The organism is Rhodococcus kronopolitis (genome assembly GCF_042654025.1).
Lineage (GTDB): Bacteria > Actinomycetota > Actinomycetes > Mycobacteriales > Mycobacteriaceae > Rhodococcus_G > Rhodococcus_G kronopolitis.
In genome coordinates this window covers 144,699-166,964 of the sequence record NZ_JBHSFO010000002.1, presented here as the reverse complement: position 1 = coordinate 166,964, position 22,266 = coordinate 144,699, and the positions used below count along the sequence as shown (strand labels likewise).

Annotated in this window: 22 protein-coding genes and 1 pseudogene; 13 read left to right on the top strand and 10 right to left on the bottom strand. The window is 71.0% G+C overall.

The features are described from left to right. Positions 1–60: 60 nt before the first annotated feature. A complete protein-coding gene (locus ACFO6S_RS03935; protein WP_378414346.1) occupies positions 61–297 on the top strand; it encodes a DUF3039 domain-containing protein in 237 nt (78 codons plus the stop codon). On the opposite strand, the gene ACFO6S_RS03930 is transcribed toward ACFO6S_RS03935, so the two are convergent. Continuing rightward, positions 270–1,343: a YihY/virulence factor BrkB family protein gene (locus ACFO6S_RS03930; RefSeq protein WP_378415209.1), complete on the bottom strand. Its 1,074-nt coding sequence runs from the start codon at positions 1,341–1,343 to the stop codon at positions 270–272. The genes ACFO6S_RS03935 and ACFO6S_RS03930 overlap by 28 nt on opposite strands. A gap of 405 nt (positions 1,344–1,748) precedes the next feature. Between ACFO6S_RS03930 and ACFO6S_RS03925 the strand changes: the two genes are divergently transcribed. After that, the gene (locus ACFO6S_RS03925; RefSeq protein WP_378414344.1) at positions 1,749–3,443 is read left to right on the top strand and encodes a DEAD/DEAH box helicase; all 1,695 of its coding nucleotides are present in this window, start codon (positions 1,749–1,751) and stop codon (positions 3,441–3,443) included. A gap of 91 nt (positions 3,444–3,534) precedes the next feature. On the opposite strand, the gene ACFO6S_RS03920 is transcribed toward ACFO6S_RS03925, so the two are convergent. After that, positions 3,535–3,735 carry a DUF7455 domain-containing protein gene (locus ACFO6S_RS03920; RefSeq protein WP_378414342.1) on the bottom strand — a complete coding sequence of 67 codons (201 nt, stop codon included), beginning with the start codon at positions 3,733–3,735 and terminating at the stop codon, positions 3,535–3,537. Positions 3,736–3,954: 219 nt separating this feature from the next. Between ACFO6S_RS03920 and ACFO6S_RS03915 the strand changes: the two genes are divergently transcribed. The 3 genes from ACFO6S_RS03915 to ACFO6S_RS03905 all read left to right on the top strand — a co-directional run bounded on the left by ACFO6S_RS03915 (position 3,955) and on the right by ACFO6S_RS03905 (position 6,122). Continuing rightward, the gene (locus ACFO6S_RS03915) at positions 3,955–4,311 is read left to right on the top strand and encodes a DUF952 domain-containing protein (RefSeq protein WP_378414341.1); all 357 of its coding nucleotides are present in this window, start codon (positions 3,955–3,957) and stop codon (positions 4,309–4,311) included. A 64-nt stretch (positions 4,312–4,375) separates the two neighbouring features. Continuing rightward, a complete protein-coding gene (locus ACFO6S_RS03910; protein WP_378414339.1) occupies positions 4,376–4,858 on the top strand; it encodes a cation:proton antiporter regulatory subunit in 483 nt (160 codons plus the stop codon). Between the two features lie 52 nt (positions 4,859–4,910). Then, positions 4,911–6,122 (top strand): cation:proton antiporter, encoded by a 1,212-nt coding sequence (locus tag ACFO6S_RS03905; protein ID WP_378414337.1) that lies wholly within the window; start codon positions 4,911–4,913, stop codon positions 6,120–6,122. Between the two features lie 21 nt (positions 6,123–6,143). Here ACFO6S_RS03905 and ACFO6S_RS03900 read toward each other — a convergent pair whose 3' ends face one another. The 3 genes and pseudogenes from ACFO6S_RS03900 to ppgK form a co-directional block, all read right to left on the bottom strand. After that, positions 6,144–8,123 (bottom strand): alkaline phosphatase D family protein, encoded by a 1,980-nt coding sequence (locus tag ACFO6S_RS03900; RefSeq protein WP_378414335.1) that lies wholly within the window; start codon positions 8,121–8,123, stop codon positions 6,144–6,146. 156 nt (positions 8,124–8,279) lie between these two features. After that, positions 8,280–9,719: pseudogene (locus tag ACFO6S_RS03895) on the bottom strand (RNA polymerase sigma factor); the annotation flags it as partial. A gap of 136 nt (positions 9,720–9,855) precedes the next feature. Then, complete coding sequence (ppgK, locus tag ACFO6S_RS03890; RefSeq protein WP_378414334.1) at positions 9,856–10,620, bottom strand: polyphosphate--glucose phosphotransferase; 765 nt, start codon at positions 10,618–10,620, stop codon at positions 9,856–9,858. Between the two features lie 197 nt (positions 10,621–10,817). On the opposite strand from ppgK, the gene ACFO6S_RS03885 reads away from it, so the two are divergent. After that, positions 10,818–11,663: an inositol monophosphatase family protein gene (locus ACFO6S_RS03885; RefSeq protein ID WP_378415207.1), complete on the top strand. Its 846-nt coding sequence runs from the start codon at positions 10,818–10,820 to the stop codon at positions 11,661–11,663. A gap of 16 nt (positions 11,664–11,679) precedes the next feature. On the opposite strand, the gene cei is transcribed toward ACFO6S_RS03885, so the two are convergent. Further along, positions 11,680–12,375, bottom strand: a complete 696-nt coding sequence (gene cei, locus ACFO6S_RS03880; protein WP_378414332.1) for an envelope integrity protein Cei — start codon at positions 12,373–12,375, stop codon at positions 11,680–11,682. Between the two features lie 452 nt (positions 12,376–12,827). On the opposite strand from cei, the gene ACFO6S_RS03875 reads away from it, so the two are divergent. Next, complete coding sequence (locus ACFO6S_RS03875; RefSeq protein WP_072843989.1) at positions 12,828–13,130, top strand: DUF4193 domain-containing protein; 303 nt, start codon at positions 12,828–12,830, stop codon at positions 13,128–13,130. Between the two features lie 159 nt (positions 13,131–13,289). On the opposite strand, the gene ACFO6S_RS03870 is transcribed toward ACFO6S_RS03875, so the two are convergent. Beyond that, on the bottom strand, positions 13,290–13,823 hold the full coding sequence (locus tag ACFO6S_RS03870; protein WP_378414331.1) for a DUF3093 domain-containing protein: 534 nt from the start codon (positions 13,821–13,823) through the stop codon (positions 13,290–13,292). Between ACFO6S_RS03870 and dut the strand changes: the two genes are divergently transcribed. Then, positions 13,803–14,339: a dUTP diphosphatase gene (gene dut / locus ACFO6S_RS03865; RefSeq protein WP_378414329.1), complete on the top strand. Its 537-nt coding sequence runs from the start codon at positions 13,803–13,805 to the stop codon at positions 14,337–14,339. The genes ACFO6S_RS03870 and dut overlap by 21 nt on opposite strands. Next, positions 14,339–15,190 (top strand): DUF3710 domain-containing protein, encoded by an 852-nt coding sequence (locus ACFO6S_RS03860; protein ID WP_378414328.1) that lies wholly within the window; start codon positions 14,339–14,341, stop codon positions 15,188–15,190. Before dut ends, ACFO6S_RS03860 begins: the two co-directional genes overlap by 1 nt. Before the next feature lie 9 nt (positions 15,191–15,199). Here ACFO6S_RS03860 and ACFO6S_RS03855 read toward each other — a convergent pair whose 3' ends face one another. Beyond that, positions 15,200–15,922: an alpha/beta fold hydrolase gene (locus ACFO6S_RS03855; protein ID WP_378414326.1), complete on the bottom strand. Its 723-nt coding sequence runs from the start codon at positions 15,920–15,922 to the stop codon at positions 15,200–15,202. 134 nt (positions 15,923–16,056) lie between these two features. Here ACFO6S_RS03855 and ACFO6S_RS03850 point away from each other — a divergent pair, with 134 nt between their 5' ends. Together ACFO6S_RS03850 and ACFO6S_RS03845 are read left to right on the top strand one after the other, a co-directional pair. Then, on the top strand, positions 16,057–16,434 hold the full coding sequence (locus ACFO6S_RS03850; RefSeq protein WP_378414324.1) for an OB-fold nucleic acid binding domain-containing protein: 378 nt from the start codon (positions 16,057–16,059) through the stop codon (positions 16,432–16,434). Positions 16,435–16,446: 12 nt separating this feature from the next. After that, entirely contained in the window at positions 16,447–17,202 is a 756-nt protein-coding gene (locus tag ACFO6S_RS03845) for a DUF3159 domain-containing protein (RefSeq protein WP_378415205.1), read from the top strand. A gap of 141 nt (positions 17,203–17,343) precedes the next feature. Here the strand turns inward: ACFO6S_RS03845 and ACFO6S_RS03840 are convergent, their stop codons facing one another. Both ACFO6S_RS03840 and ACFO6S_RS03835 read right to left on the bottom strand, forming a co-directional pair. Next, positions 17,344–18,012: a potassium channel family protein gene (locus ACFO6S_RS03840; RefSeq protein WP_378414322.1), complete on the bottom strand. Its 669-nt coding sequence runs from the start codon at positions 18,010–18,012 to the stop codon at positions 17,344–17,346. Positions 18,013–18,073: 61 nt separating this feature from the next. Next, positions 18,074–18,739, bottom strand: a complete 666-nt coding sequence (locus ACFO6S_RS03835; RefSeq protein ID WP_378414320.1) for a potassium channel family protein — start codon at positions 18,737–18,739, stop codon at positions 18,074–18,076. Positions 18,740–18,930: 191 nt separating this feature from the next. Between ACFO6S_RS03835 and ACFO6S_RS03830 the strand changes: the two genes are divergently transcribed. Continuing rightward, positions 18,931–20,943 carry an APC family permease gene (locus ACFO6S_RS03830; RefSeq protein ID WP_378414318.1) on the top strand — a complete coding sequence of 671 codons (2,013 nt, stop codon included), beginning with the start codon at positions 18,931–18,933 and terminating at the stop codon, positions 20,941–20,943. After that, a complete protein-coding gene (locus tag ACFO6S_RS03825; RefSeq protein ID WP_378414316.1) occupies positions 20,944–22,212 on the top strand; it encodes a class I SAM-dependent RNA methyltransferase in 1,269 nt (422 codons plus the stop codon). Positions 22,213–22,266 lie beyond the last annotated feature (54 nt).

Genomic DNA, 22,266 nt, shown 5'->3' with positions numbered 1-22,266 from the left:
GCGGCCCGAATGCACGACCGGGTCTCGCGGACTCGGGTGCGAATGCGTCATCATGGAGTGGTGAGCACTCAGACCAAGGAACGTCCCGACACCACCACCGACGAGTCGACCGACGACGACTCGCCCAAGGTCTTCCACTACGTGAAGAAGAACAAGATCGCCGAGAGCGCGGTCATGGGCACCCATGTCGTCGCGTTGTGCGGCGAGGTCTTCCCCGTGACGAAGTCCGCGAAGCCGGGTTCGCCGGTGTGCCCGGACTGCAAGAAGGTCTACGAGGGGTTGCGCGCCGGCGAATGAGTCGGTGACGGCGTCGCCGACGGCTCGGGCGGGTCGTCCGCGTCCGGTGCGGCGTTCGTCGGGCCGGACCCGTCGGCCCGGCTGGGCCCGGCCGCCAACCGCCAGGTGAGGTTGGTCACCGCGCCGGCCACCGGGCCTGCGGGGGTGCCCGGGGTGTTCGCCGCCGCGGCGGCCTGTCCGGCCAGCCATTCCCGCACCTGCTCGATTCGGGTGGCCCGGGCCGGCCAGAACTCCTGGATGGTGGCGTTGAACTGGGCGCCCAGCACCACCGCGAAGCCCAGGAAGAACGTGAACAGCAGGAACGCGATGGGCGCGGCCAGTGCTCCGTAGGTGTACCCGGTCCCGGTGATCCACGTCAGGTAGCGGCGCAGCAACGCGCTCGCGATCATGAAGAACACCCCGGCCAGCAGCGAGCCGCCGAGCAGTCGGTGCCAGGGCAGCGACCGGGGCAGCGCGACCTTGTAGAGCGTGGTCAGGCCGGCGATCAGCAGCAGGCCCACCGCCGGGTAGTAGAAGGTGTCGATGGCCTGCGAGCCGACCTCGTACCAGGCCTCGGGCAGCGCCCGGCCGATCAGGGTCGGGCCCAGCGCCACCAGCGGCAACACGAACATCGACACGATGAGAAACATCACGTAGAGCAGCAGCGCGAAGATTCGCTGCCACACCGGGTGGCGGGCGTCCTTCTGCCCGTGCGCCTCGACTATCGAGTCCACGAACGTCGAGATCGCCGACGACCCGGCCCACAGCGAGAGCAGGAAGCCGGCGGAGATGATCTCGGGGCGGCCGCGTCCGAGCACGTCGGTCACCGTCGGCCTGATGATCTGGTCGACCACGCTCTCGCTGAACGCGGTGCTGCTGAAGGCGATGATCTTGCCCTCGATGATGTCCACCGTGCCCGGCCCGAACCAGTCGCCGACGTAGCCGAGCATCCCCAACAGGCCGAGGAGCAGCGGTGGGAGCGAGAGCGTCTGCCAGAACGCCGCGGTCGCAGCCTTGCCGAAGATCGAGTCGCCCCAGGCCTTGACGGCGGTCCGCGAGATCACCATCCACACCAGTCGCGGCGCGCTCGCGTCGGCCACGGAGGCCGCCGCGGGTGCCCGGACCGGCGCGGCGGGCTCGGGCTCCGCGCGCTCCAGCGGGTTCGAATCGATCATGGTCGGTCCAGCATTCCCCACGGCCGGGCGGGGCCGCCGGTGCTGGCGGCCGTGTCGGAGGAATTCTGCCACCGCGGCCGCCGAGAACCCGTCAAGGGCGTGTCGGGGATGCGGGGAAGGTCGGTGCTCAGGGTTAGGCTCGTCCGCGACAGTTACGCAGCCGAGGACTGTCATGGATACGAAGAAGGAGCGGTAGCGACAGTGCTCACGGGTAACGCCGAATCGCTCACAGGCAACACCGGATCTAACACAGACAACGCAGCATCTGGGCCACCCGCCGCCGCCTCGTCGGCGCCGGTGGCCACCCTTCGAGCCTGGCAGCGTCGGGCCCTGGCGAAGTACCTCTCGACCAAGCCGCGGGACTTCCTGGCCGTCGCGACGCCCGGCGCAGGCAAGACGACCTTCGCCCTGCGGGTGGCCGCGGAACTGCTCGGTGACCGCACGGTCGACGAGATCACCGTCGTCGCGCCGACCGAGCACCTCAAGCACCAGTGGGCCGAGTCCGCCGCCCGGATGGGCATCGCGCTGGACCCCAACTTCTCCAACTCCACCGGTCAGACGTCCTCGGACTTCCACGGCGTGGTGGTGACCTACGCCCAGGTCGCCTCCCACCCGACCCGGCACCGGGTCCGGACCGAGAACCGACGCACCCTGGTGATCCTCGACGAGATCCACCACGGCGGTGACGCCAAGAGCTGGGGTGAGGCGATCCGGGAGGCCTACGACCCGGCGACCCGACGCCTCGCGCTCACCGGCACCCCGTTCCGCAGCGACGACAGCGCCATCCCGTTCATCTCCTACGAGCCGGACCGCGAGGGCCTGCTGCGGTCCAAGGCCGACCACGCGTACGGCTACTCCGACGCGCTGGCCGACGGCGTCGTGCGGCCGGTGGTGTTCCTGGCCTACTCCGGGGAGGCGCGCTGGCGCACCAACGCCGGCGAGGAGTTCACCGCCCGGCTCGGGGAACCGCTGAACGCCGAGCAGACCGCCCGCGCCTGGCGGACCGCGCTGGACCCGGCGGGGGACTGGATCCCGTCGGTGCTGACCGCCGCCAACACCAGGCTCGGCCAGCTGCGGGCCGGCGGCATGCCGGACGCAGGCGGACTGGTCATCGCCACCGATCAGACGGTGGCCCGCGCCTACGCCAAGATCATCGAGACGCTCACCGGCACGACACCGACCCTGGTGCTCTCGGACGACCCGACGGCCTCCAAGCGGATCGCCGAGTTCAGCGCCAGCACCGACGCCTGGATGGTGGCGGTGCGGATGGTGTCCGAGGGCGTCGACGTGCCCCGCCTCGCGGTCGGCGTGTACGCCACCAGCGCCTCGACGCCGCTGTACTTTGCCCAGGCCATCGGCCGGTTCGTGCGGATGCGCCGCAAGGGCGAGACGGCGAGTGTCTTCGTCCCCTCGGTCCCGGTCCTGCTCGACCTCGCCAGCCAGCTCGAGGTGCAGCGCGACCACGTGCTCGGCAAGCCGCACCGGGAGAAGGACGGTCTCGACGACGACCTGCTCGCCGACGCCAACAAGCAGAAGGACGAGGCGGGGGAGGAAGAGAAGGCCTTCACCTCGCTGGGCGCCGACGCCGAACTCGACCAGGTGATCTACGACGGTTCCTCGTTCGGCACCGCGACCTTCTCGGGCAGCGACGAGGAGGCCGACTACCTGGGTCTGCCGGGTCTGCTCGACGCCGACCAGATGCGGGCGCTGCTGCGCGAGCGTCAGGCCAGCCAGCTCGACAAGGCCGCCGCCCGCCAGGCCGCGCAGCCGGCCAGCGTGCCGGTCGCGGTGGCGGAGCGGGTGGCGTCGGCGGGGAAGCTGGCGGAGCTGCGCAAGGAGCTCAACGGGCTGGTCGGGATGGTCCACCACCGGACCGGCAAGCCGCACGGCTGGATCCACGGCGAGCTGCGTCGGGTCTGTGGCGGTCCGCCGACCGCGATCGCGACCATGGATCAGTTGACGGAACGGATCGCCGCACTGCGCAAGTGGTAGGTCACCGAATGCAGCAGGAGCCCGCACCGATCGGTGCGGGCTCCTGCTGTTGTCCTGCGGGGCCTCGGCGGCACCCGGCGGCGCTGCCGGCCTAGATAGTCGCCTCGTCGAGGACGCCGGTGACGATCGTGGCGTTCATCGAGCGGAGTCGATCTTCGTGTTCGTTGGCGTGGTGCTGGCAGAAGAGAAGCTCACCACCAGAGGAGAGCACCGCGCGCACGCGGGCTCCTGCGCTGCACCGGTCGCACCGGTCGGCAGCGGTCAACGGGGGGCTGGTCAGTGTTCCGGGCATGACTCCTCCGTACTGGCTTCCGGTCCTAGCCGGATGCCTGGGGCCTGGTCCGCCGCGTCGGGTTGGCGCGGTGAATCCACTCTGTCAGACGTTTGGCGATACGTCGTTGTTCCCGGCCCGGTTTCGCTGTGGTTTCACTAACAGGGGAAACGCGCCGTCGCGGTGTCCGACCTCACACCCCGGACCGCCCGGTCGGTGGGTCGGCGATAGCGTCGGGGGATGACGGCACCGACGGGCACCCTGGTACACATCTGCACCGACGACCAGTGGCGGGCGGCGCGGGCGGCCGGCACCCGGATTCCCGAGACCTACGACGCGGACGGCTTCGTGCACCTGTCGACCACCGAGCAGGTGCACCTGCCCGCGAACCGGTGGTACGCCGGGAGCACCGACCTGGTGCTGCTGTACCTGGACCCGTCCCGGCTGGGGGCCGAGGTCCGCTGGGAGCCGGGGGTGCCCGGCGATCCCGACGCAATGCTGTTTCCGCACCTGTACGGGCCGATCCCGGTGGCCGCGGTGACCGCGGCGCGCAGCTACCGGCCCGACGACACGGGGGTGTTCGGGCCGCCGCGATAGCCGGTGCCGACCGCGATGGGGAGTCGGCGCCCTCCGGCGGCGGGACACGGTTACCGTGGGTGTCATGAACGTGGAAGTGACCCCCCTTCCGGGGATCGGGATCCGCAAGGACTTCGAGACCACCACCGGGCGCCGCCTCGGCGTCGTCACCCATCGGGACGGCGAGACCGAGCTCATCATCTCCAAGCGGGACGACCCGGACGCCTGCATGGCGTCCATCCCGCTCACCAGCGACGAGGCGGGGGTGCTGGCGAACCTGCTCGGCGCTCCGCAGTTGGTCGCGCAGCTGCGTGAGGAACACCGCGAACTCGACGGGATCAGCACCCGGCAGCTGCCGATCGTCGACGACTCGCCCTTCGACGGCCGGACGCTGGGCGCGACGGCACTGCGGACCCGGACGGGGGTGTCCGTCGTCGCGGTGATGCGCGCCGGGCACGCGTACCCGTCGCCGAGCCCGGACTTCAACCTCACCGCCGGCGACCTGCTGGTGGCCGTCGGCACCAGCGACGGCCTGGACAGCGCGACGAAGATCCTCCATCACGGATGAGCCTCGGGTACCGACAGCACCCCGCGGGCGCCGCAACGGCCAGTAGCGCGCCGTGACCGGCACCTCGCTGGCCCTGATCCAGCTGGGCGCGGTGTTCTTCGCCCTCGGCGTGCTCGGTCGGTTGGCCGGCCGGATCGGGCTCTCCCCGATCCCGCTCTACCTGATCGGCGGCCTCTGCTTCGGCGAGGGCGGATTCCTCCAGCTCGGAGACATCGGTTCGTTCTCGCACCTGGCCAGCGAGATCGGCGTGGTGCTGCTGTTGCTGCTGCTCGGTCTCGAGTACACCGCATCCGAACTGGTCACCGGCCTGCAGAAGTCCTGGATGGGCGGCGTGCTGGACCTGGTGCTGAACGCGACCCCCGGCGCGGTGGTCGCGCTGATGCTCGGCTGGGGACCGGTCGGGGCGATGGTCCTGGCGGGCGTCACCTACATCTCCTCGTCCGGGATCGTCGCGAAGGTGCTCGGCGACCTGGGTCGGCTCGGCAACCGGGAGACCCCCGTGGTGCTGTCCATCCTGGTCTTCGAGGACCTGGCGATGGCCGTCTACCTGCCGATCCTCACCGCACTGCTCGCGGGGGTGAGCCTGCTCGGCGGCCTGAAGGCGGTCGGCATCTCGCTGTGCGTGGTCACCCTGGTGCTCGTCATCGCGCTCAGGTACGGCCACGTCGTGTCGGCGATCGTCGACAGCAGCGACAAGGAGGTGTTCCTGCTCAAGCTGCTCGGCGCCGCGCTGCTGGTCGCGGGCCTGGCCTCGGCGATGCAGGTCTCCGCGGCCGTCGGGGCGTTCCTGCTCGGCATCGCGATCTCGGGCTCGACCGCCAGGAACGCGACCAAGGTGCTCGAGCCGCTGCGGGACCTGTTCGCGGCGATGTTCTTCGTGGTGTTCGGCCTCAACACCGATCCCCGGACCATTCCGCCGGTACTGGGCTGGGCGATCGTGCTGGCGGTGGTCACGACGGTCACCAAGGTGTTGACGGGTATGTGGGCCGCGCGGCGGCAGGGGATCGCCCGGATGGGCCAGGCCCGCGCCGGGGCCGCGCTGGTGGCCCGCGGCGAGTTCTCGATCGTCATCGCGGGTCTCGCCGTCGCGGCCGGTGCCGTCGCGGGGGAGCTGGCCGCGCTGGCCACCGCCTACGTGCTGCTGATGGCGGTGCTGGGTCCGGTCGCCGCCCGGGTGGTCGAGCCGGTGACCAGGCTGGTGCTGCCGGGCCCGCCCCGCGCGCCGGGCGGCGCCGGGACCGCCGTGGTGTCGGTCCGCGACTGACGGCCGGTCCCACCCGTCGGGTCAGTCCTCCGGCGGGAACCACGGCGCCGGCGGGCCGTACGGCGCCCCGGCGGTCGGCCCGTACGGCAACCCGTGCAGCTCGACGGCGTCGATCTGGTCCCGGAACCGCGGCGGCACCGCCGCTCGGTCCTCCTCGGCGAAGGCCACCATCTGGTGGCCGAGGACGTCCGGCGAGCGCGGCGTCTGCTTGTCCTGCCACCAGAACTCGAAGACGGCGCGGTCGCGGTCGAGGTCGATGATCCCGTAGCCGTGGTCGACCCACTCGACGAACTGGGCGTTGCGGTTGAGCGTGAGGATCGCAGCCTCGGCGGCGCGCGCGATCTCGGTCGACTCCGCCCGCCCGAGGCCGGTGGCCCCGCGGATCATGTCGTCGGCGCCGCCGCGCCCCATCGAGGTGGGGGAGAACTCGACGCCGACCGACAGGCCACGGACGTCGGCGGGCTCGGCGACGCCTGCGAGCTCGGGGCCGCCGTTGCCGGTGCCCACCCGCATCGCCCCGGCGCCGTGGTTCTGCGGTTCGGCACCGTTGCGGGTGTTGCGGCCGGGGATTCCGGAGAGATACCCGTCGCCGAGGTAGGCCGTGGAGATGACGTCGGACGCGAAATTCCCGTGTGCGTCGCCGGTCACCATGACGTTTCGCCAGATCCGTTCGCCGCGGGCGCCCCGGAGGTGGTCGACGATCGCGTCGCGCTCGGCTGGGTACCGGCCCCAGCGGCCGATACCGAGCTTCGGCATCGCCACACCCTGCACGACCTCCGGGATGTCGGTCGGCGCGAACCATGCCTGGTTGCCGATGACCCGCCACCGGGTCCCCCGGTGCGACGAGTCGGTCAGTGTGGCCGTGAGCCACTCGTACTGCCGCCGGCCGAGGAGACTCGGCTGCCCGGGCGGCAGGTGCGAGGAGTCGACGGAGAGCCCGTGCCCGGCGTGCGACTCGGCGTCGATCCCGACGACGTCGACGAGGTCGCCGTAACGCAGTGCCCGGTAGACGAGCAACGGGTCCTGCGGCGTGGGATAGGAGCCGTCGTCGACGAGCACGAACTCGCCGCTGCCGTCGGCGCGCACGGGCCGCGTCGGAGTCCACTCGTGGAACGCGCGCACCGTGTCGGGGAGGGTCGTGGTCGCCGATGCCGGGTCGGTCCGGGGCGCGGCCACCTCGTTGCCGTAGGCGACGTCGATGTCGTGGTTGTCCCACACGATCATCCACGGGTGCTGCTGGTGGGCCCGGACGAACTGGGGGTCCGAGCGCCACAGCGCGTACCGCCGGCGCACCTCGGAGAGGGTGAGCCAGTCCCGGTTGTCCGGGTGGTCCATGTCGTCGAAGCCGACGCGCGAGCGCACCAGCTCGTCCCTGTCGGGGAAGTCGTAGACGTAGTCGCCCACGTGCAGCACGAGATCGAGGTCGTCGCGGGCGGCGATGTGCTCGAACCCGCTCCAGAACGACGACCAGTACGAGCTGCACGACATCGTGGCGATGCGCACCCGGTCGACGGCGGCACCCGGACCCGGCGCGGTGCGCGTCCGCCCGGTGATCGAGTGGTCGCCTGCGTGTGTGAACCGGTAGTAGTACGTCGCGGCCGGAGCGAGGCCGGTGACGTCGACCTTCACCGTGAAGTCGTGCTCCGCCACCGGGGTCTGCTCACCGGAGCGGACGAGGGCCGTCATGCCGGGGTCGGTCGCCACCTCCCACCGCACGGGGCCGGGGGCGTCGGCCACGCGCTCGGGCATGAGCCGGGTCCAGAGGATGACGCGGTCGGGCAACGGGTCACCGCTGGCGACGCCGTTGGCGAACGGTCCGGGGCAGCACGTGGGGTAGTCGACGGGGCGGGCGGGGTCGGCGGACGGTATCGAGGCGATCGCGGGCGGGGCGGGTCGGAGACCGGCGACCGCGAGGCCGCCCGCGAGGGCAGAGCCGCGCAGGAACGTGCGGCGGGAGGGGCCGCGCGGGGAGGGCGGGGCCAGAGGGGACTGCTCACTCATGGCGGCCAGTCTCGCCGACCGTGGGGCGGGCGCAGTGTGGGTGCGGTGACGGCCGGACGTGCGCCGGGTGAACTGTCGGCGCCGGCGTCGGCCGGACACACGAATGCCCCGCCACCTTCGCGGTGACGGGGCATTCGTGCGTCTGGTCGGGACCGGCTAGTCCAGGTAGTCCCGGAGCACCTGCGAACGCGACGGGTGACGCAGCTTCGACATCGTCTTCGACTCGATCTGACGGATCCGCTCACGCGTGACGCCGTAGACCTGACCGATCTCGTCTAAAGTGCGCGGCTGGCCGTCGGTGAGACCGAAGCGCAGGCGCACCACGCCGGCCTCGCGCTCGGAGAGCGTCTCGAGCACCGATGCCAGCTGGTCCTGCAGCAGGGTGAACGAGACCGCGTCCACCGCGACCACGGCCTCGGAGTCCTCGATGAAGTCACCGAGCTGGCTGTCGCCCTCGTCGCCGATCGTCTGGTCGAGCGAGATGGGCTCACGCGCGTACTGCTGGATCTCCAGCACCTTCTCGGGCGTGATGTCCATTTCCTTGGCGAGCTCCTCCGGCGTGGGCTCGCGGCCCAGGTCCTGGAGCAGCTCACGCTGGATGCGGCCGAGCTTGTTGATGACCTCGACCATGTGCACCGGGATGCGGATGGTGCGGGCCTGGTCGGCCATGGCGCGGGTGATGGCCTGACGGATCCACCAGGTGGCGTACGTGGAGAACTTGTAGCCCTTGGTGTAGTCGAACTTCTCCACCGCGCGGATCAGACCCAGGTTGCCTTCCTGGATCAGGTCCAGGAAGGCCATGCCGCGGCCGGTGTAGCGCTTGGCAAGCGAGACCACCAGGCGCAGGTTGGCCTCGAGCAGGTGGTTCTTGGCGCGGTTGCCGTCGCGGCAGATCCAGTTCATGTCCCGACGCTGGGCGACGGGCAGCTTCTCGCCCTTCTCGGCGTGCTCGGCCATCAACTGCACGGCGTAGAGACCGGCCTCGATGCGCTTGGCGAGCTCGACCTCCTCCTCGGCGTTGAGGAGGGCGACCTTGCCGATCTGCTTGAGGTAGGCGCGGACCGAGTCGGCGGACGCGGTGAGCTCGGCGTCCTTGCGGGCCTGGCGCAGCGCCTCGGACTCCTCCTCGTCCCAGACGAAGTCGCCGGAGGCCTTGTCCTTCTCGGTCGGCTCCGCGGCGTCGGCGCTGTCGTCCTCGTCCTCGCCCACGGCGACGACCTCGACGACCTCGTCGGTCAGGTCGCCCTCGGGAACCTCGAGGTCCGCCATGTCGGCTTCGTCGACGCCCTCGTCCATCGCGTCGGGGTCGGCGGCCTTGCTGGTGGCCTTCTTGGCCGGGGCCTTCTTCGCGGCGGCCTTCTTGGCGGGCGCCTTCTTCGCGGCGGCCTTCTTGGCGGGCGCCTTCTTCGCGGCGGCCTTCTTGGCCGGGGCCTTCTTCGCGGCGGCCTTCTTGGCTGGGGCGGTGCCCGTGGTCGCCTCGGTGGACGCCGATTCGGAGCTTGCCTCGGCGGTCTGACTTGTATCGGTGGCGGCCACGTACGCCCTTTCGTGACTGAGTCGTGCGGCGTCACGCCAGAGTGATTTCCGGCGGAGAGGTCAGTTGAGTTTCGCCGGCTTCGAGCCGGGCTTCCCCATTGTAACTATGGATTGCGGTCGCGACGCGCAGATGCTGGTCGAGGCGGCGCCGACGGCGTGTGCTCCGCTGATCGGGGCCTGCGCCCGCGCCCCGTCGCTACCGGCCCGAGGACTGGTCCGCGGCGAGCGCGGCGCCCACGATGCCCGCGGTGTTGAGCAAGGTGGCCGCCACCACCGGCGTCCGGTTGGTCAGGTGCGGAATCCACTTGTGGCCCTTGCGGCTGATGCCGCCGCCTGCGATAAACAGGTCGGGCCACAGCAGGTCCTCGAACCGGGTCAGCACGCGGGAGACCTCCTTCGCCCACTCGTGGTAGGACAGGTCGTGGGTCTCCTTCGCCGCGGACGAGGCCCGGTGCTCGGCCTCCTTGCCGTCGACCTCCAGGTGCCCGAACTCGGTGTTCGGGAGCAGCACCCCGTGGTGCAGGACGGCCGACCCGATGCCGGTCCCGAAGGTGAGCAGCACGACCACGCCGTCGACGTCCCGGCCCGCCCCGTAGCGGTCCTCGGCGAGGCCCGCGGCGTCGGCGTCGTTGAGCACGGTGACCGGCCGGCCGTCCAGGGCCTCGGTGAACAGGGCGCGCGCGTCGGTGCCGATCCACGAGGCGTCGATGTTCGCCGCGGTGCGGGCGACGCCGTCGGTGACGACCGCGGGCAGCGTCAGCCCGACCGGGCCGTCCCAGCCGGCCTGCGCGAGGATCTCGCGGACGGTGGCCGCGATGGCGGCAGGGGTCGCGGGCTGCGGCGTCTCGATCTTGATCCGCTCGCCGATCAACTCGCCGGTGTCGAGGTCGACCAGGCCGCCCTTGACCCCGCTGCCGCCGACGTCCACGCCGAATCCACGCCGTCCGGGGGTGTCATTCATCGAATCCGCCATGGCCGTCACCCTAGTGGCCACCGGTCGGCTCGGCAGGCCGGGACGCCGCAGAACTCGCGCGTCCCGATCGGGGTGGGGCACCATGGGGCGTGCCACTTTTCGAGAACTATCCCGCTGTCCATGCGCTCGCCGAGGCCGGGTCCCCGGAGTTCTCCGAGGCGGCCGGTTCCGCCGACCCGGAGGTGTTGCGCGGTGTCGCGGTCCGGATCGGCGTGTCGGCGGCCGCGCACGTGCGGACCCGGCGCCCCGAGGTCTTCGGCGCGGTCGGCAGCGGCCGGCCGGGAGGTCCGGCCGACGCGGTGGTGACGAAGTCCACCCCGACCGATCCGGTCACCGTCGTCGACACCGAGACCGAGGAGTTGATCCGCGGGCTGCTGGCGCGGTGGCGTCCGGCCGACGCGATCCTCGGCGAGGAGGGCGGGGGAGCGGCCGGTCGGGTCGAGGGCGTGCAGTGGATCGTCGACCCCATCGACGGCACCGTGAACTTCCTCTACGGCATTCCCGCGTTCGCGGTCTCGATCGCCGCGCAGGTGGACGGCGTCTCGGTGGCGGGCGTGGTCGTCGACGTCGCGGCCGGCGCGGTGTACTCCGCCGCGCGGGGCCGCGGTGCGACCCTGCACGAGGCCGACGGTGCCGTGCACTCGCTGCGCTGCAACCCGATCACCGATCTGTCAATGGCGTTGCTGGCCACCGGGTTCGGCTACTCGCGCGACCGCCGGGTCCGGCAGGGCGAGCTGATCGGGGCGGTGCTGCCGCGGGTGCGCGACATTCGCAGGATCGGCTCCGCGGCCCTCGACCTGTGCATGGTCGCGACCGGCCGCGTCGATGCGCACTTCGAGCACGGACTGAGCCCGTGGGACTGGGCGGCAGGCGCGCTGATCGCGACCGAGGCGGGCGCGGTGGTGCGGCTGCCCGCCCCGGACTCGACGAGCGAGTCCGGAGCGGTGACGGTCGCGTCGGCGCCCGGCATCGCGGCCGAGCTGGACGCGATGTTCGAGGAGCTGGGGGCGCTGGCACCGATTCCCGGGTGAGCGCGCCCGGTGCGACTCAGCAGTGCGCGGTGCGCGCGGCCTTGAGCAGGTCGATGTCGACGGGCGCGGAGGCGTCGGGGCCGCCGGGTGCCGGCTCCTTGAGCGAGGCCAGCACCTCCTCGGCGTCGGTGTTCGGCTGGATGTCGCTGAAGTAGGTGCCCAGCGCCAGGTCGACGGTGTCGTCCGTACGCGTGTCCTGGATCAGCTGTACGCAGGGCTCGATCAGCCACAGCGCGCTGGCCGCGGCGAGCCCGTTGGGTCCGAACCGGATCTGACCCTGGCACTGCATGTTCTGGTCGACGTAGACGGGGTCGTTGCCGACCTGCACGTCGGGTGCGCTGGCGAATCCGTAGTCGCTCAACTGCGAGGCCACGTGGGCGGCCTGGCCGCGTTCGCCGTTGGCGTTGAACACCCGGACCCGGGTTGCCGACAGCGAGGCCGGTTCGACGTCGCGCAGCGTGGAGGCGGGGACCTTGGTGCCGAGCGGTTGCGGGCCCGGCTGGCCGGGCTCGGCCGGTGCGGCCACGGTAACCGGCGCGTTGCACTCCACCGGGGCGGAGAGTTCCTCGCCCTTGGTGAGGATGCGGAACCACAGCACCGCGCCGAGCACCGCGAGGATCGAGATCAGGGCGATGACGGGCAGCGCGCGGCGGTGCGGGAACGGCCGGCCGTTGTCGTCGGAGCTGTGCCCGTCGGTGATCAGTGAAACCACGATTCGTCCTGACCTCTCGGTGTGTCGGATGAGAAGCACAGCCTAGAGAGCGGTGTGCCGGAGGTCGGGCGGGGGTGTGGGTGCGTCGGAAGATTCCGCCCGAGTGAGCAGTCACACACCGGTGTCGGCGTGGCGGGCGGCCGTATGCCTGGAATGTCCTGCTTCTGTGGGGCGTTTATCTCGATTGTCAGACGGTTTTCGGGCCCCGGCGAATAGGACTGCGACTTTTGCGTCGAGGTCGGCTATTGTCTGGCGGCCCCATGCTGACAGAACGTGGGTGCCTGCAGTTGGGTCTCGTGTGTGAATGTGGCGGAAGTCATAATTGTGCTCACCGGCCTTTGGGCACCATGTCGCGAACTCAAGCGTTGTGCAGCCACGTGGACCGGCGGGTGTGCCGGCCGGGACGCGGTGAATTGGGATCGAATCATCAGAGAGGACGAGGGGAAGACGAGATGGCAACCGACTACGACGCACCGAGGCGTTCGGAATCCGACGAAGTATCGGAGGACTCGCTCGAGGAGTTGAAGGCGCGACGCAACGAGGCACAGTCCGCGGTCGTCGACGTCGACGAGTCGGATACGGCGGAGTCTTTCGAGCTGCCCGGCGCCGACCTGTCCGGCGAAGAGCTGTCGGTGCGTGTTGTGCCGAAGCAGGCGGACGAGTTCACCTGCTCGAGCTGCTTCCTGGTCCACCACCGGAGCCGGCTCGCGAGCGATGCAGACGGCGTGCTGATCTGCATGGACTGCGCAGCCTGACGATATAGGTCGGGTGTCGCGGGCGGGCCGTTTCGGCCCGACCGCGACCGACTGCGGTCGCATCCGGCGCGGCGAGAACCCGCCCCGGCACATCCAGACACCACGAGAGCGGTGTCCGACCTGGCTGACAGGTCGGACACCGCTCTCGTCGTCTGTCTGTCAGTCGGCCGTCGGTGCGGCCGGCTGCTGCCCCCCGAGCAGGGCCGCGAGCTGCTCCGGGTTACGGGTGCTGACCAGCCAGTACGGCGTCGGATCCTCGGGGTCGTCGAGCACGATCAGCACCATCGGCTTGATCCAGGTGCGGTGCTGGACGTAGGCGGCGGGGTCGAGCTGGCGGCCGAGGGCCGCGGACTTCGCGGTCCCGGGCACCACGGCGACCCGTGAGATGGCCTCGAGCGGCAGGCGTGCCCGGCCGACGCGGAGCTCGCCGCGGCTGCCCGGCGCGCCCGCGAACACCTCGACACGCAGGCGGCTGAGCCACAGCAGCCCCCACACCGGGAACGGGAACAGCAGCACGTACGGCAGCCAGGCGAAGATGCCCGGGGAGCCCATGTGGATCTCTGCGGCCAGCAGTCCGGCGACCGCGAGGCCGGCGATCCACCACCACAGCGGAACCCACAGGCGCTCCGAGTAGTGCGGCGTGACGGCGGGATTGCTTGTGGCTGCGGGGGCATGTTGCGGGTTCTCGGACACGTACCCAGAGTAGTCTCGGTGCGCGTGAACGATCTTCCTGCCATTGAACTGCTGCGCCTCGATCCCCAGATGCCGATTCCGGCCCGGGCACACGAGGGGGACGCCGGTGTGGACCTCTGCTCGACCGTCGACGTGACCATCGAGCCTGGTGAGCGCGTCCTCGTGGGCACCGGGATCGCCGTCGCCCTGCCCGTCGGCACCGTCGGCCTGGTCCATCCCAGGTCGGGGCTGGCGGCCAAGACCGGGTTGTCGGTGGTGAACACCCCCGGCACCATCGACGCCGGTTACCGCGGTGAGATCAAGGTATGCCTGATCAACCACGACACCCGCACCGCGGTCGACGTCCAGCGTGGCGACCGGATCGCCCAGCTTCTGGTGCAGCGGGTGGAATTGGTCACATTTGTCGAGGTCACCTCGCTCGACGAGACCGCCCGGGGTGAGGCAGGTCACGGCTCCAGCGGCGGTCATGCCATTCTGCACTCGGTGTCGGCACAGTCCCAGGAAGAGGCGCATTGATGTTCGGACGTAAGAAGAAGGACGCACAGGACGCCGCGGAGGACCGCTTCGAGGACCTGCGCGACGGTGTCGCGGCGGAGTTCGATGTCGACGCACCGACGGGTACCGAGGACCGTGGTCCGTACGACCTGTCGGACCTCGACGGCGCCGAGCCGACCGAGGGCGCGGCCGGGCCCCGGCTGGACCTCGGGTCGGTGCTGCTGCCGATGCCCGCGGGTGGTCAGATCCAGGTCGAGATGTCGCCGGACGGGACCCCACAGGCGGTGCACCTGGTGACGGCGCAGGGCCGGATCACCGTCGCCGCCTATGCCGCCCCGAAGTCGGCCGGTCAGTGGCGCGAGGTGGCCGGTGACCTGGCCGAGTCGCTGCGCGCCGACAACGCGACCGTGAGCATCGAGTCCGGTCCGTGGGGCCGCGAGCTGCACGCCGTGACCCCCGCGGCGGACCTGCGCTTCATCGGCGTGGACGGCTACCGGTGGATGATCCGGTGCGTCGTCGCGGGTCCGGCGGGCTCGTTGGCCCTGAACTCGCCGTTGGCCGAGTCCGCGCGCGAGGTGCTGCGCGACACCGTCGTCCAGCGCGGCGACGACCCGCACCCCGTGCGGACGCCGTTGCCCGTGGTGCTGCCGCAGATGCTCGCCGAGCAGCTGGCCGCGGCCCAGCAGCAGCAGCTGCAGGCACAGCACGACCAGATGCACGCCCAGGAACAGGAGCAGCGCCAGCCGACGCCACCTCCGGCACCCGCGCCTGCCCCCGAGCAGGTCGAGGCGCTGCGGCAGGAGCCGCCCGCGCGGGCACCCGAGGAGCGTCCGGGCGGCGGCGGCTCCGCCATGCAGCAGCTGGGCCAGTAGTGGCGGCGGTCAGTCGGCGTCCCGCTGGCTGACCGCGTCCGTCAGGGCGCTCAGGCAGGTTCGGCCCAGCACGCCGGCGTCGGCCCCGATCGCGTCGAGCGTGGTGGTGGCGACGGCGGAGACCGGCAGGGCCGCCGCCCATTCGAGGGCCACCCGGTGCGGGTGCACCGGGTCGTCGGTGGCCGCACATATTCCGACCGGGACGTCGAGCAACGACATCTGCGCGACGGTCAGCCCCCCGTAGCCCGAGGCCTCGTCCAGGGCCAGCGGCAGGTGCGGCCACTGCGACCGCCAGGACCGCTCCAGCTCGCCGCCGAGCCACGCCGGGCTGGTCTCGATCATCGCCGCGGTGACGGCCTCGAGTCCGTCCTCGCGGAGCCGGCTCGCGGTGTACGCGGCACTCAGGGCCGCGGGCGCGTCGACCGGGGAACCGGTCCAGGCGGGCAGCGCCGCGAGTACGCCTGCCGCCCGGGTGGGGTGCTCGGCGGCCCAGGACAGTGCCACGGCCGCGCCGATGGACACCCCGCAGGCGAGGATCGAGCCGTGTTCGGTGGCGGCGTCGCCGAGCGCGTCGAGGTAGCTGCCCACCACTCGTCGAGGGTCGGGCTCGACGGCGATCGTATGCACTCCCACCTGGGAGAATGCTTCGGTGAACGCGCGCGCGGCGAACGAGGCGTCGGACCCGGTTCCGGGGAGGACCACCGCGACGGGCGGCAACTTCAGTTCTGGCATGACTCGATACTGCCCGGTGGGTGTTGCAGCTCACTCCGGCGGTGTGTGTTGTGTCCGGGATCGGGGCTACAGTGGCGGACATAAGCCCTTCCCTGCGGCGCGACCATCGCACCGCACATGCTCAGGAGCGCGTTATGGCACTCGCGGCCACCGGCTACTTCCGTCGGCTCACCCGACGACTCACCGAGGACATCGACCAGCTCGATGCGGAGGAGATGATCGTCGAGTCCACACAGGCATCGGGCGCCCAGCGCGCCTGCGACTGCAGCCGTGGTGAGGAGGTCACCATGTACGGCAGGCTCCGCAGCGTCGAGACCTCCGCGCGGGCGTCGGCCGCAGGCATGGAGGCGGAGTTCTTCGACGGCACCGATGCGGTGACCCTGGTGTGGTTGGGACGCCGCCGGATCGCCGGCATCGAGACGGGCAAGAAGATCCTGGTCCGGGGCCGGCTCGGTGCCCGCAACGGCCTCAAGGTGATCTACAACCCGTACTACGAGCTGCAAGGCGACTAGCGGTCCGTCGGTCTGTGGCACCCTCGTGAGGTGACGGATACGCAGCGCGAACAGCAGACGATTCTCGAGCAGCTCGGCGGCATCAGCGGGTTGGTGTACTCCACGCTGCCGATCGTGCTGTTCGTGCCGGTCAACAGCCTCTGGGGTCTGACGGCCGCAATCTGGGCCGCGCTGGGCGTGGCCGCGGCCGTGCTGGTGTGGCGGTTGGTCACCGGCAGTTCCGTCCAGCCCGCGATCTCGGGATTCTTCGGGGTCGGCATCTGTGCGTTCATCGCGTACCGGACCGGCGACGCGAAGGGCTACTTCCTGTTCGGCATCTACACCAGCCTGCTCTACGCCGGGGTGTTCCTGGCGTCGATCCTGGTGCGGTGGCCGCTGGTCGGGGTGCTCTGGGGCTTCCTCAACGGGCACGGCAACACCTGGCGCCAGGCCCGGCCGGCGATCCGGGCCTACGACCTCGCCACCGCGGCGTGGGCGATCGTTTTCGGCGCCCGCTACCTGGTGCAGTCGCAGCTCTACGACACCGACCACACGGGGTGGCTCGCGGCGGCCCGGATCGGGATGGGCTGGCCGCTCACCGCGCTGGTGATGGTGGTGACGGTGTGGGCGGTCCGGCGTGCGGACCGGCTGGTCGACGAGGCCGGACTCACCGTCGACGCCGACGCGGACCCCGCCGACGGTGACCGAGGCGGCGAGGACGCGGGCGAGGGTCCCGCCCCGGCCGCCGACGCGGCCGGGCCCGAAACCGGAAATACCCACGACCGGTAGTCGGTCGTGGGCATTTCGACGACGGCCGTAATGAATTGACCGTCGGTGTTCCGGTATTGATCCGCGACATTTCTGCCACAGGTTCCAGTCAATCGCCGCGTCGTCGAAACAATGGCGAATTCGACAATGGCGGGCGGGCGGTCAGAGTTGGCTTTTCACGCCGATCGCCTGACACAGCTCGCCCTCGACCTCGTTCGACGCCACGAACACCAATTCGTCGCCGCCCTCGATCGGGTCGTCGGGCTGCGGCACGATCACCCGACCGCCGCGCAGGATGGTCACCAGGGCGGCGTCGCGGGGCAGCTGGAGCCTGCGCACCGGCTTGCCTGCGAGCGGCGTGTCGTCCGGCAGGGTGATCTCGACCAGGTTCGCCTGACCCTGGCGGAAGGTCATCAGCCGGACCAGGTCGCCGACCGAGACGGCCTCCTCGACCAGGGCGGCGAGCATCCGCGGGGTCGACACCGCGACGTCGACGCCCCACGACTCGTCGAAGAGCCACTCGTTGCGGGGGTCGTTGACCCGGGCCACCACCCGGTGCACCGCGAACTCGGTCTTGGCGAGCAGGCTGACCACGAGGTTTGCCTTGTCGTCGCCGGTCGCGGCGATCACCACGTCGTAGGACTCGAGCTTCGCGGCCTCGAGCAGCGCGAGTTCGCAGGCGTCGGCGTGCACCCACACCGCCTCCGGCAGGACCTCGGGCTCGACGTGCTCGAGCTTGCGGTCGAGCAGCATCACGTGGTGTTCGCTGCGGATCAGCTCGCGGGCGATGGACCGGCCGACCGCGCCGGCTCCTGCGATTGCGACTCTCATCGGTCCCCTCCGGGCTGGTTGGTGGAACGGTCGGTACGGGCCGCTGCCGCGGCGCTCGCGCTCACGCGTCCGCCGGCGGGGGACCGGCGGCCAGCGCGACGGCCTCGGCGGCCCGCCCCGAGACGGCGGCGACGTACACCTGGTCGTCGGCCTGGATCACGGTCTTCCGGTCCGGGAGCAGGCCGCTGCCGAACCGGATCAGGAACGCCACCCGCGATCCGGTGAACTCCTCGAGCGTGGCGACGGACTGTCCGGCCCACTCGTCGTGCAGGTCGAGCTGAACCACGACCATGGTGCCGGTGGGGTCGCGCCACTTGGTGGTGTCGGACTCCCGGGTGAGCTGGTGCAGGAACCGGTCCGTGGTCCAGGGCACGGTCGCGACCGTCGGAATCCCCAGCCGTTCGTACACGGCGGCGCGCTTGGCGTCGTAGATCCGCGCGACCACGCGCTCGACACCGAAGATCTCCCGGGCGACGCGGGCGGCGATGATGTTGGAGTTGTCGCCGGAGGACACCGCGGCGAAGGCCTCGGCCCGTTCGATGCCGGCCTTGATCAGCACGTCACGGTCGAATCCCATGCCGATCACCCGCTGCCCGCCGAACTCCGGGTCCAGCCGACGGAACGAGTCGGGGTCGCGGTCGATGATCGCGACCTCATGACCGATCCGGTCCAGACCCGCCGCCACCGCGGATCCGACTCGGCCGCACCCCATCACGACTACATACACCGCTGGCCTCCACTCGTCGGCCACCCGACGGTGACCGGTACCTCGAGACGCTACCGCCCGCGTCCCGGCGGCACAGCCGCGGAGCCGGTAATCGGGCCGGGTCGGTGGGTGACGGCGGCGAGTCGGTGGGCGACGGCGCCGAGTTGGCGTGCGATGGAGCTGTATCGGTTCCGACGGCTTAGGCTTTGCCGGTGTCAAAGCTCTCGACCGCTGCGAAGCGGCTCCTGGTGGGTAGACCGTTCCGTAGCGACAAGCTAGGGCACACGCTGCTGCCCAAACGAATCGCGCTGCCGGTCTTCGCCTCCGACGCGATGTCCTCGGTCGCCTACGCGCCCGAGGAGATCTTCCTCGTGCTGTCGGTGGCCGGGATCTCCGCGTACGCCTACACGCCGTGGATCGGTCTCGCGGTGTGCGTCGTGATGGCGGTGGTGGTGGCGAGCTACCGGCAGAACGTGCACGCCTACCCGTCCGGCGGCGGCGACTACGAGGTGGCCACGACCAACCTCGGCCCGACCGCGGGCCTGACCGTCGGCAGCGCGCTGATGGTGGACTACGTGCTCACCGTGGCGGTCTCGATCTCCGCGGCGGCGTCGAACATCGGTTCCGCGGTGCCGTTCGTGGCCACCCACAAGGTGCTGTTCGCGGTCGCGGCGATCGCGCTGCTCACCGCGATCAACCTGCGCGGGATCCGGGAGTCCGGCACCGCCTTCGCGCTCCCGACCTACGCCTTCATCGTGGGCATGTTCGTGATGCTCGGATGGGGTTTCTTTCGGATCTACGTGCTCGGCGACGACGTGCGCGCGGTCTCGTCCGGCTTCGTGCTGAACGCGGAGGACCAGCACCTGTACGGGATCGCGTTCGCCTTCCTGATCGCGCGGGCGTTCTCCTCGGGTTGCGCGGCGCTGACAGGCGTCGAGGCGATCAGCAACGGCGTGCCCGCGTTCCAGAAGCCCAAGTCCCGCAACGCCGCGACCACCCTGCTGTTGCTGGGTACCTTCGCGATCGTGCTGCTGATGAGCATCATCATCCTGGCCCAGAAGATCGGGATCGTCTACGCGCACGACCCGGCCACCCAGCTCGCAGGCGCGCCCGAGGGCTATCAGCAGAAGACGCTGATCGCGCAGCTGGCGGAGGCGGTGTTCGCCGGCTTCCCGGTCGGCTTCTACTTCATCGCGATCGTCACCGCGCTGATCCTGGTGCTGGCCGCCAACACCGCGTTCAACGGCTTCCCGGTGCTCGGCTCGATCCTGGCGCAGGACCGCTACCTGCCGCGGCAGCTGCACACCCGCGGCGACCGGCTCGCGTTCAGCAACGGCATCCTGTTCCTCTCCGGCGCGGCGATCGCGTTCGTGGTGGTGTTCGGGGCCGAGGTCACCAAGCTGATCCAGCTCTACATCGTCGGTGTGTTCGTCTCGTTCGTGCTCAGCCAGACCGGCATGATCCGGCACTGGACCCGGCACCTGAAGTCCGAGACCGACCCGGCGCAGCGCAGGCGCATGCACCGTTCCCGGGTGATCAACTCGATCGGCCTGGCCATGACCGGCGCCGTGCTGGTCATCGTGCTGATCACCAAGTTCGCCGCCGGCGCGTGGATCGCGATCGTCGCGATGATCTCGATCTTCCTGGTGATGAAGTCGATCCGACGGCACTACGACAACGTCGCGGCCGAGCTGGACGAGCAGGAGTGGGACGGCGTGCTGCCCAGCCGGACCCACTCGATCGTCCTGGTGTCCAAGCTGCACATGCCGACGATGCGCGCGCTCGCCTACGCCCGGGCCACCCGGCCGGACACCCTCGAGGCGGTGACCGTCAACGTCGACGAGCCGGACACCCGCGCCCTGGTGCGGGAGTGGGGCAAGAGTGATGTCACCGTGCCGTTGAAGGTGATCGAGTCCCCGTACCGGGAGATCACCAAGCCGATCCTCGACTACGTCCGGCGGGTGCGTCGTGACTCGCCGCGCGACGTGGTCACGGTGTTCATCCCGGAGTACGTGGTCGGGCACTGGTGGGAGCAGATCCTGCACAACCAGAGCGCGCTGCGCCTGAAGTCCCGGCTGCTGTTCCAGCCGGGTGTGATGGTCACCAGCGTGCCCTGGCAGCTCAGTTCGTCGGAGAAGGCCCGCGAGCGCGCCCGACGGGTGGAACCGTCGGCGGCGCCGGGCGCGACGCGTCGGGGATTCGACGCACCGGAAGGCAAGCAGTAGATGAGCGAGAACTGGTACGGGCAGGAATTCGAGCTGCGCCTGGGCAACCCCGGGCACGGCGGGTTCTGCGTGGCGCGTCACGAAGGCCGCGTGGTGTTCGTCCGGCACGGGCTGCCCGGCGAGCTGGTGCGCGCCCGGGTGACGGAGGACCGCGGCGGGTCGTTCTGCCGGGCCGACACCGTCGAGGTCGTCGAGGCGTCCGCCGACCGGGTGACGCCGTTGTGCCCGATCTCGGGCCCGGGCGGCGCAGGCTGCTGCGACTACTCGCATGCGACGCTGCCCGCGCAGCGGGCGATGAAGGCCTCGGTGGTGGCCGAGCAGCTGCGCCGGCTGGCCGGGGTGGAACTCGAGGTTGAGGTCGAGGACCTGCCCGGCACGGGCGACGGCACGGGTTGGCGGACGCGGCTGCGCCTGGCCGTCGACGAGCACGGCCTGGCCGGTTTCCACGGGTACCGCAGCAACCAGGTGGTCACCGAGCTGCTCTGCCCGCAGCCGGTGCTGGGCATGTACCAGTCGCTGGACGAGGGGGACTGGCGTCCCGGCGCCGAGCTGCAGGTCACCGTCGACTCCGACGGCACCCGGCACGTGGTGGAGATCGAACCGGCCCGGGTGTCGAGCACCGGCAGGCGCAGCCCCGGCCGCCGCGGCGCCACCGCCCGGCGCGCGGCCTCCGCCCGGCCGCGCCGGGAGCGGGTGGCGTCGGGCACGGGCCGGGCCGTCGAGCGGGTCGGCGACCGGACGTGGGAGCTCTCGGCGACGGGGTTCTGGCAGGCGCACCGCGGCGCGGCCGCGGCATACTCGGCGGTGGTGGGCCAGTGGTCCGGGCTGGCGCCCGGCGAGACCGCCTGGGACCTCTACGGCGGGGTCGGGGTGTTCGCGGCGGAGATGGCGAGCCAGGTCGGTGACCGGGGCCTGGTGGTCTCGGTCGAGTCCGGTCGCGGCGCGGTCGAGGACGGCAGGCGAGCGCTCGGTGACCTCGGTCAGGTGCAGTTGCGCGCGGACCGGGTCGAGGCCGTGGTGGGGGAGCTGCCCGGGCCCGTCCGGACTGTGGTGCTGGACCCGCCGCGCTCGGGTGCGGGCCGTCCGGTGGTCGAGGCGGTGGCCGCGGCCGGGGCAGACCGGGTCGTGCACATCGGCTGCGACTCGGCGGCGTTCGGCCGGGACGTGGGGTTGTACCTGCAGCAGGGCTACCGGCTCGAACAGGTGCGGGCGTTCGACGCCTTCCCGCTCACCCACCACGTGGAGTGCCTCGCGCTGTTGACCCGCTAGGACGCCGGTGCCGGCCGATGCGGGATGCACCGGCCGGCGCCGTGTACTCGGTGT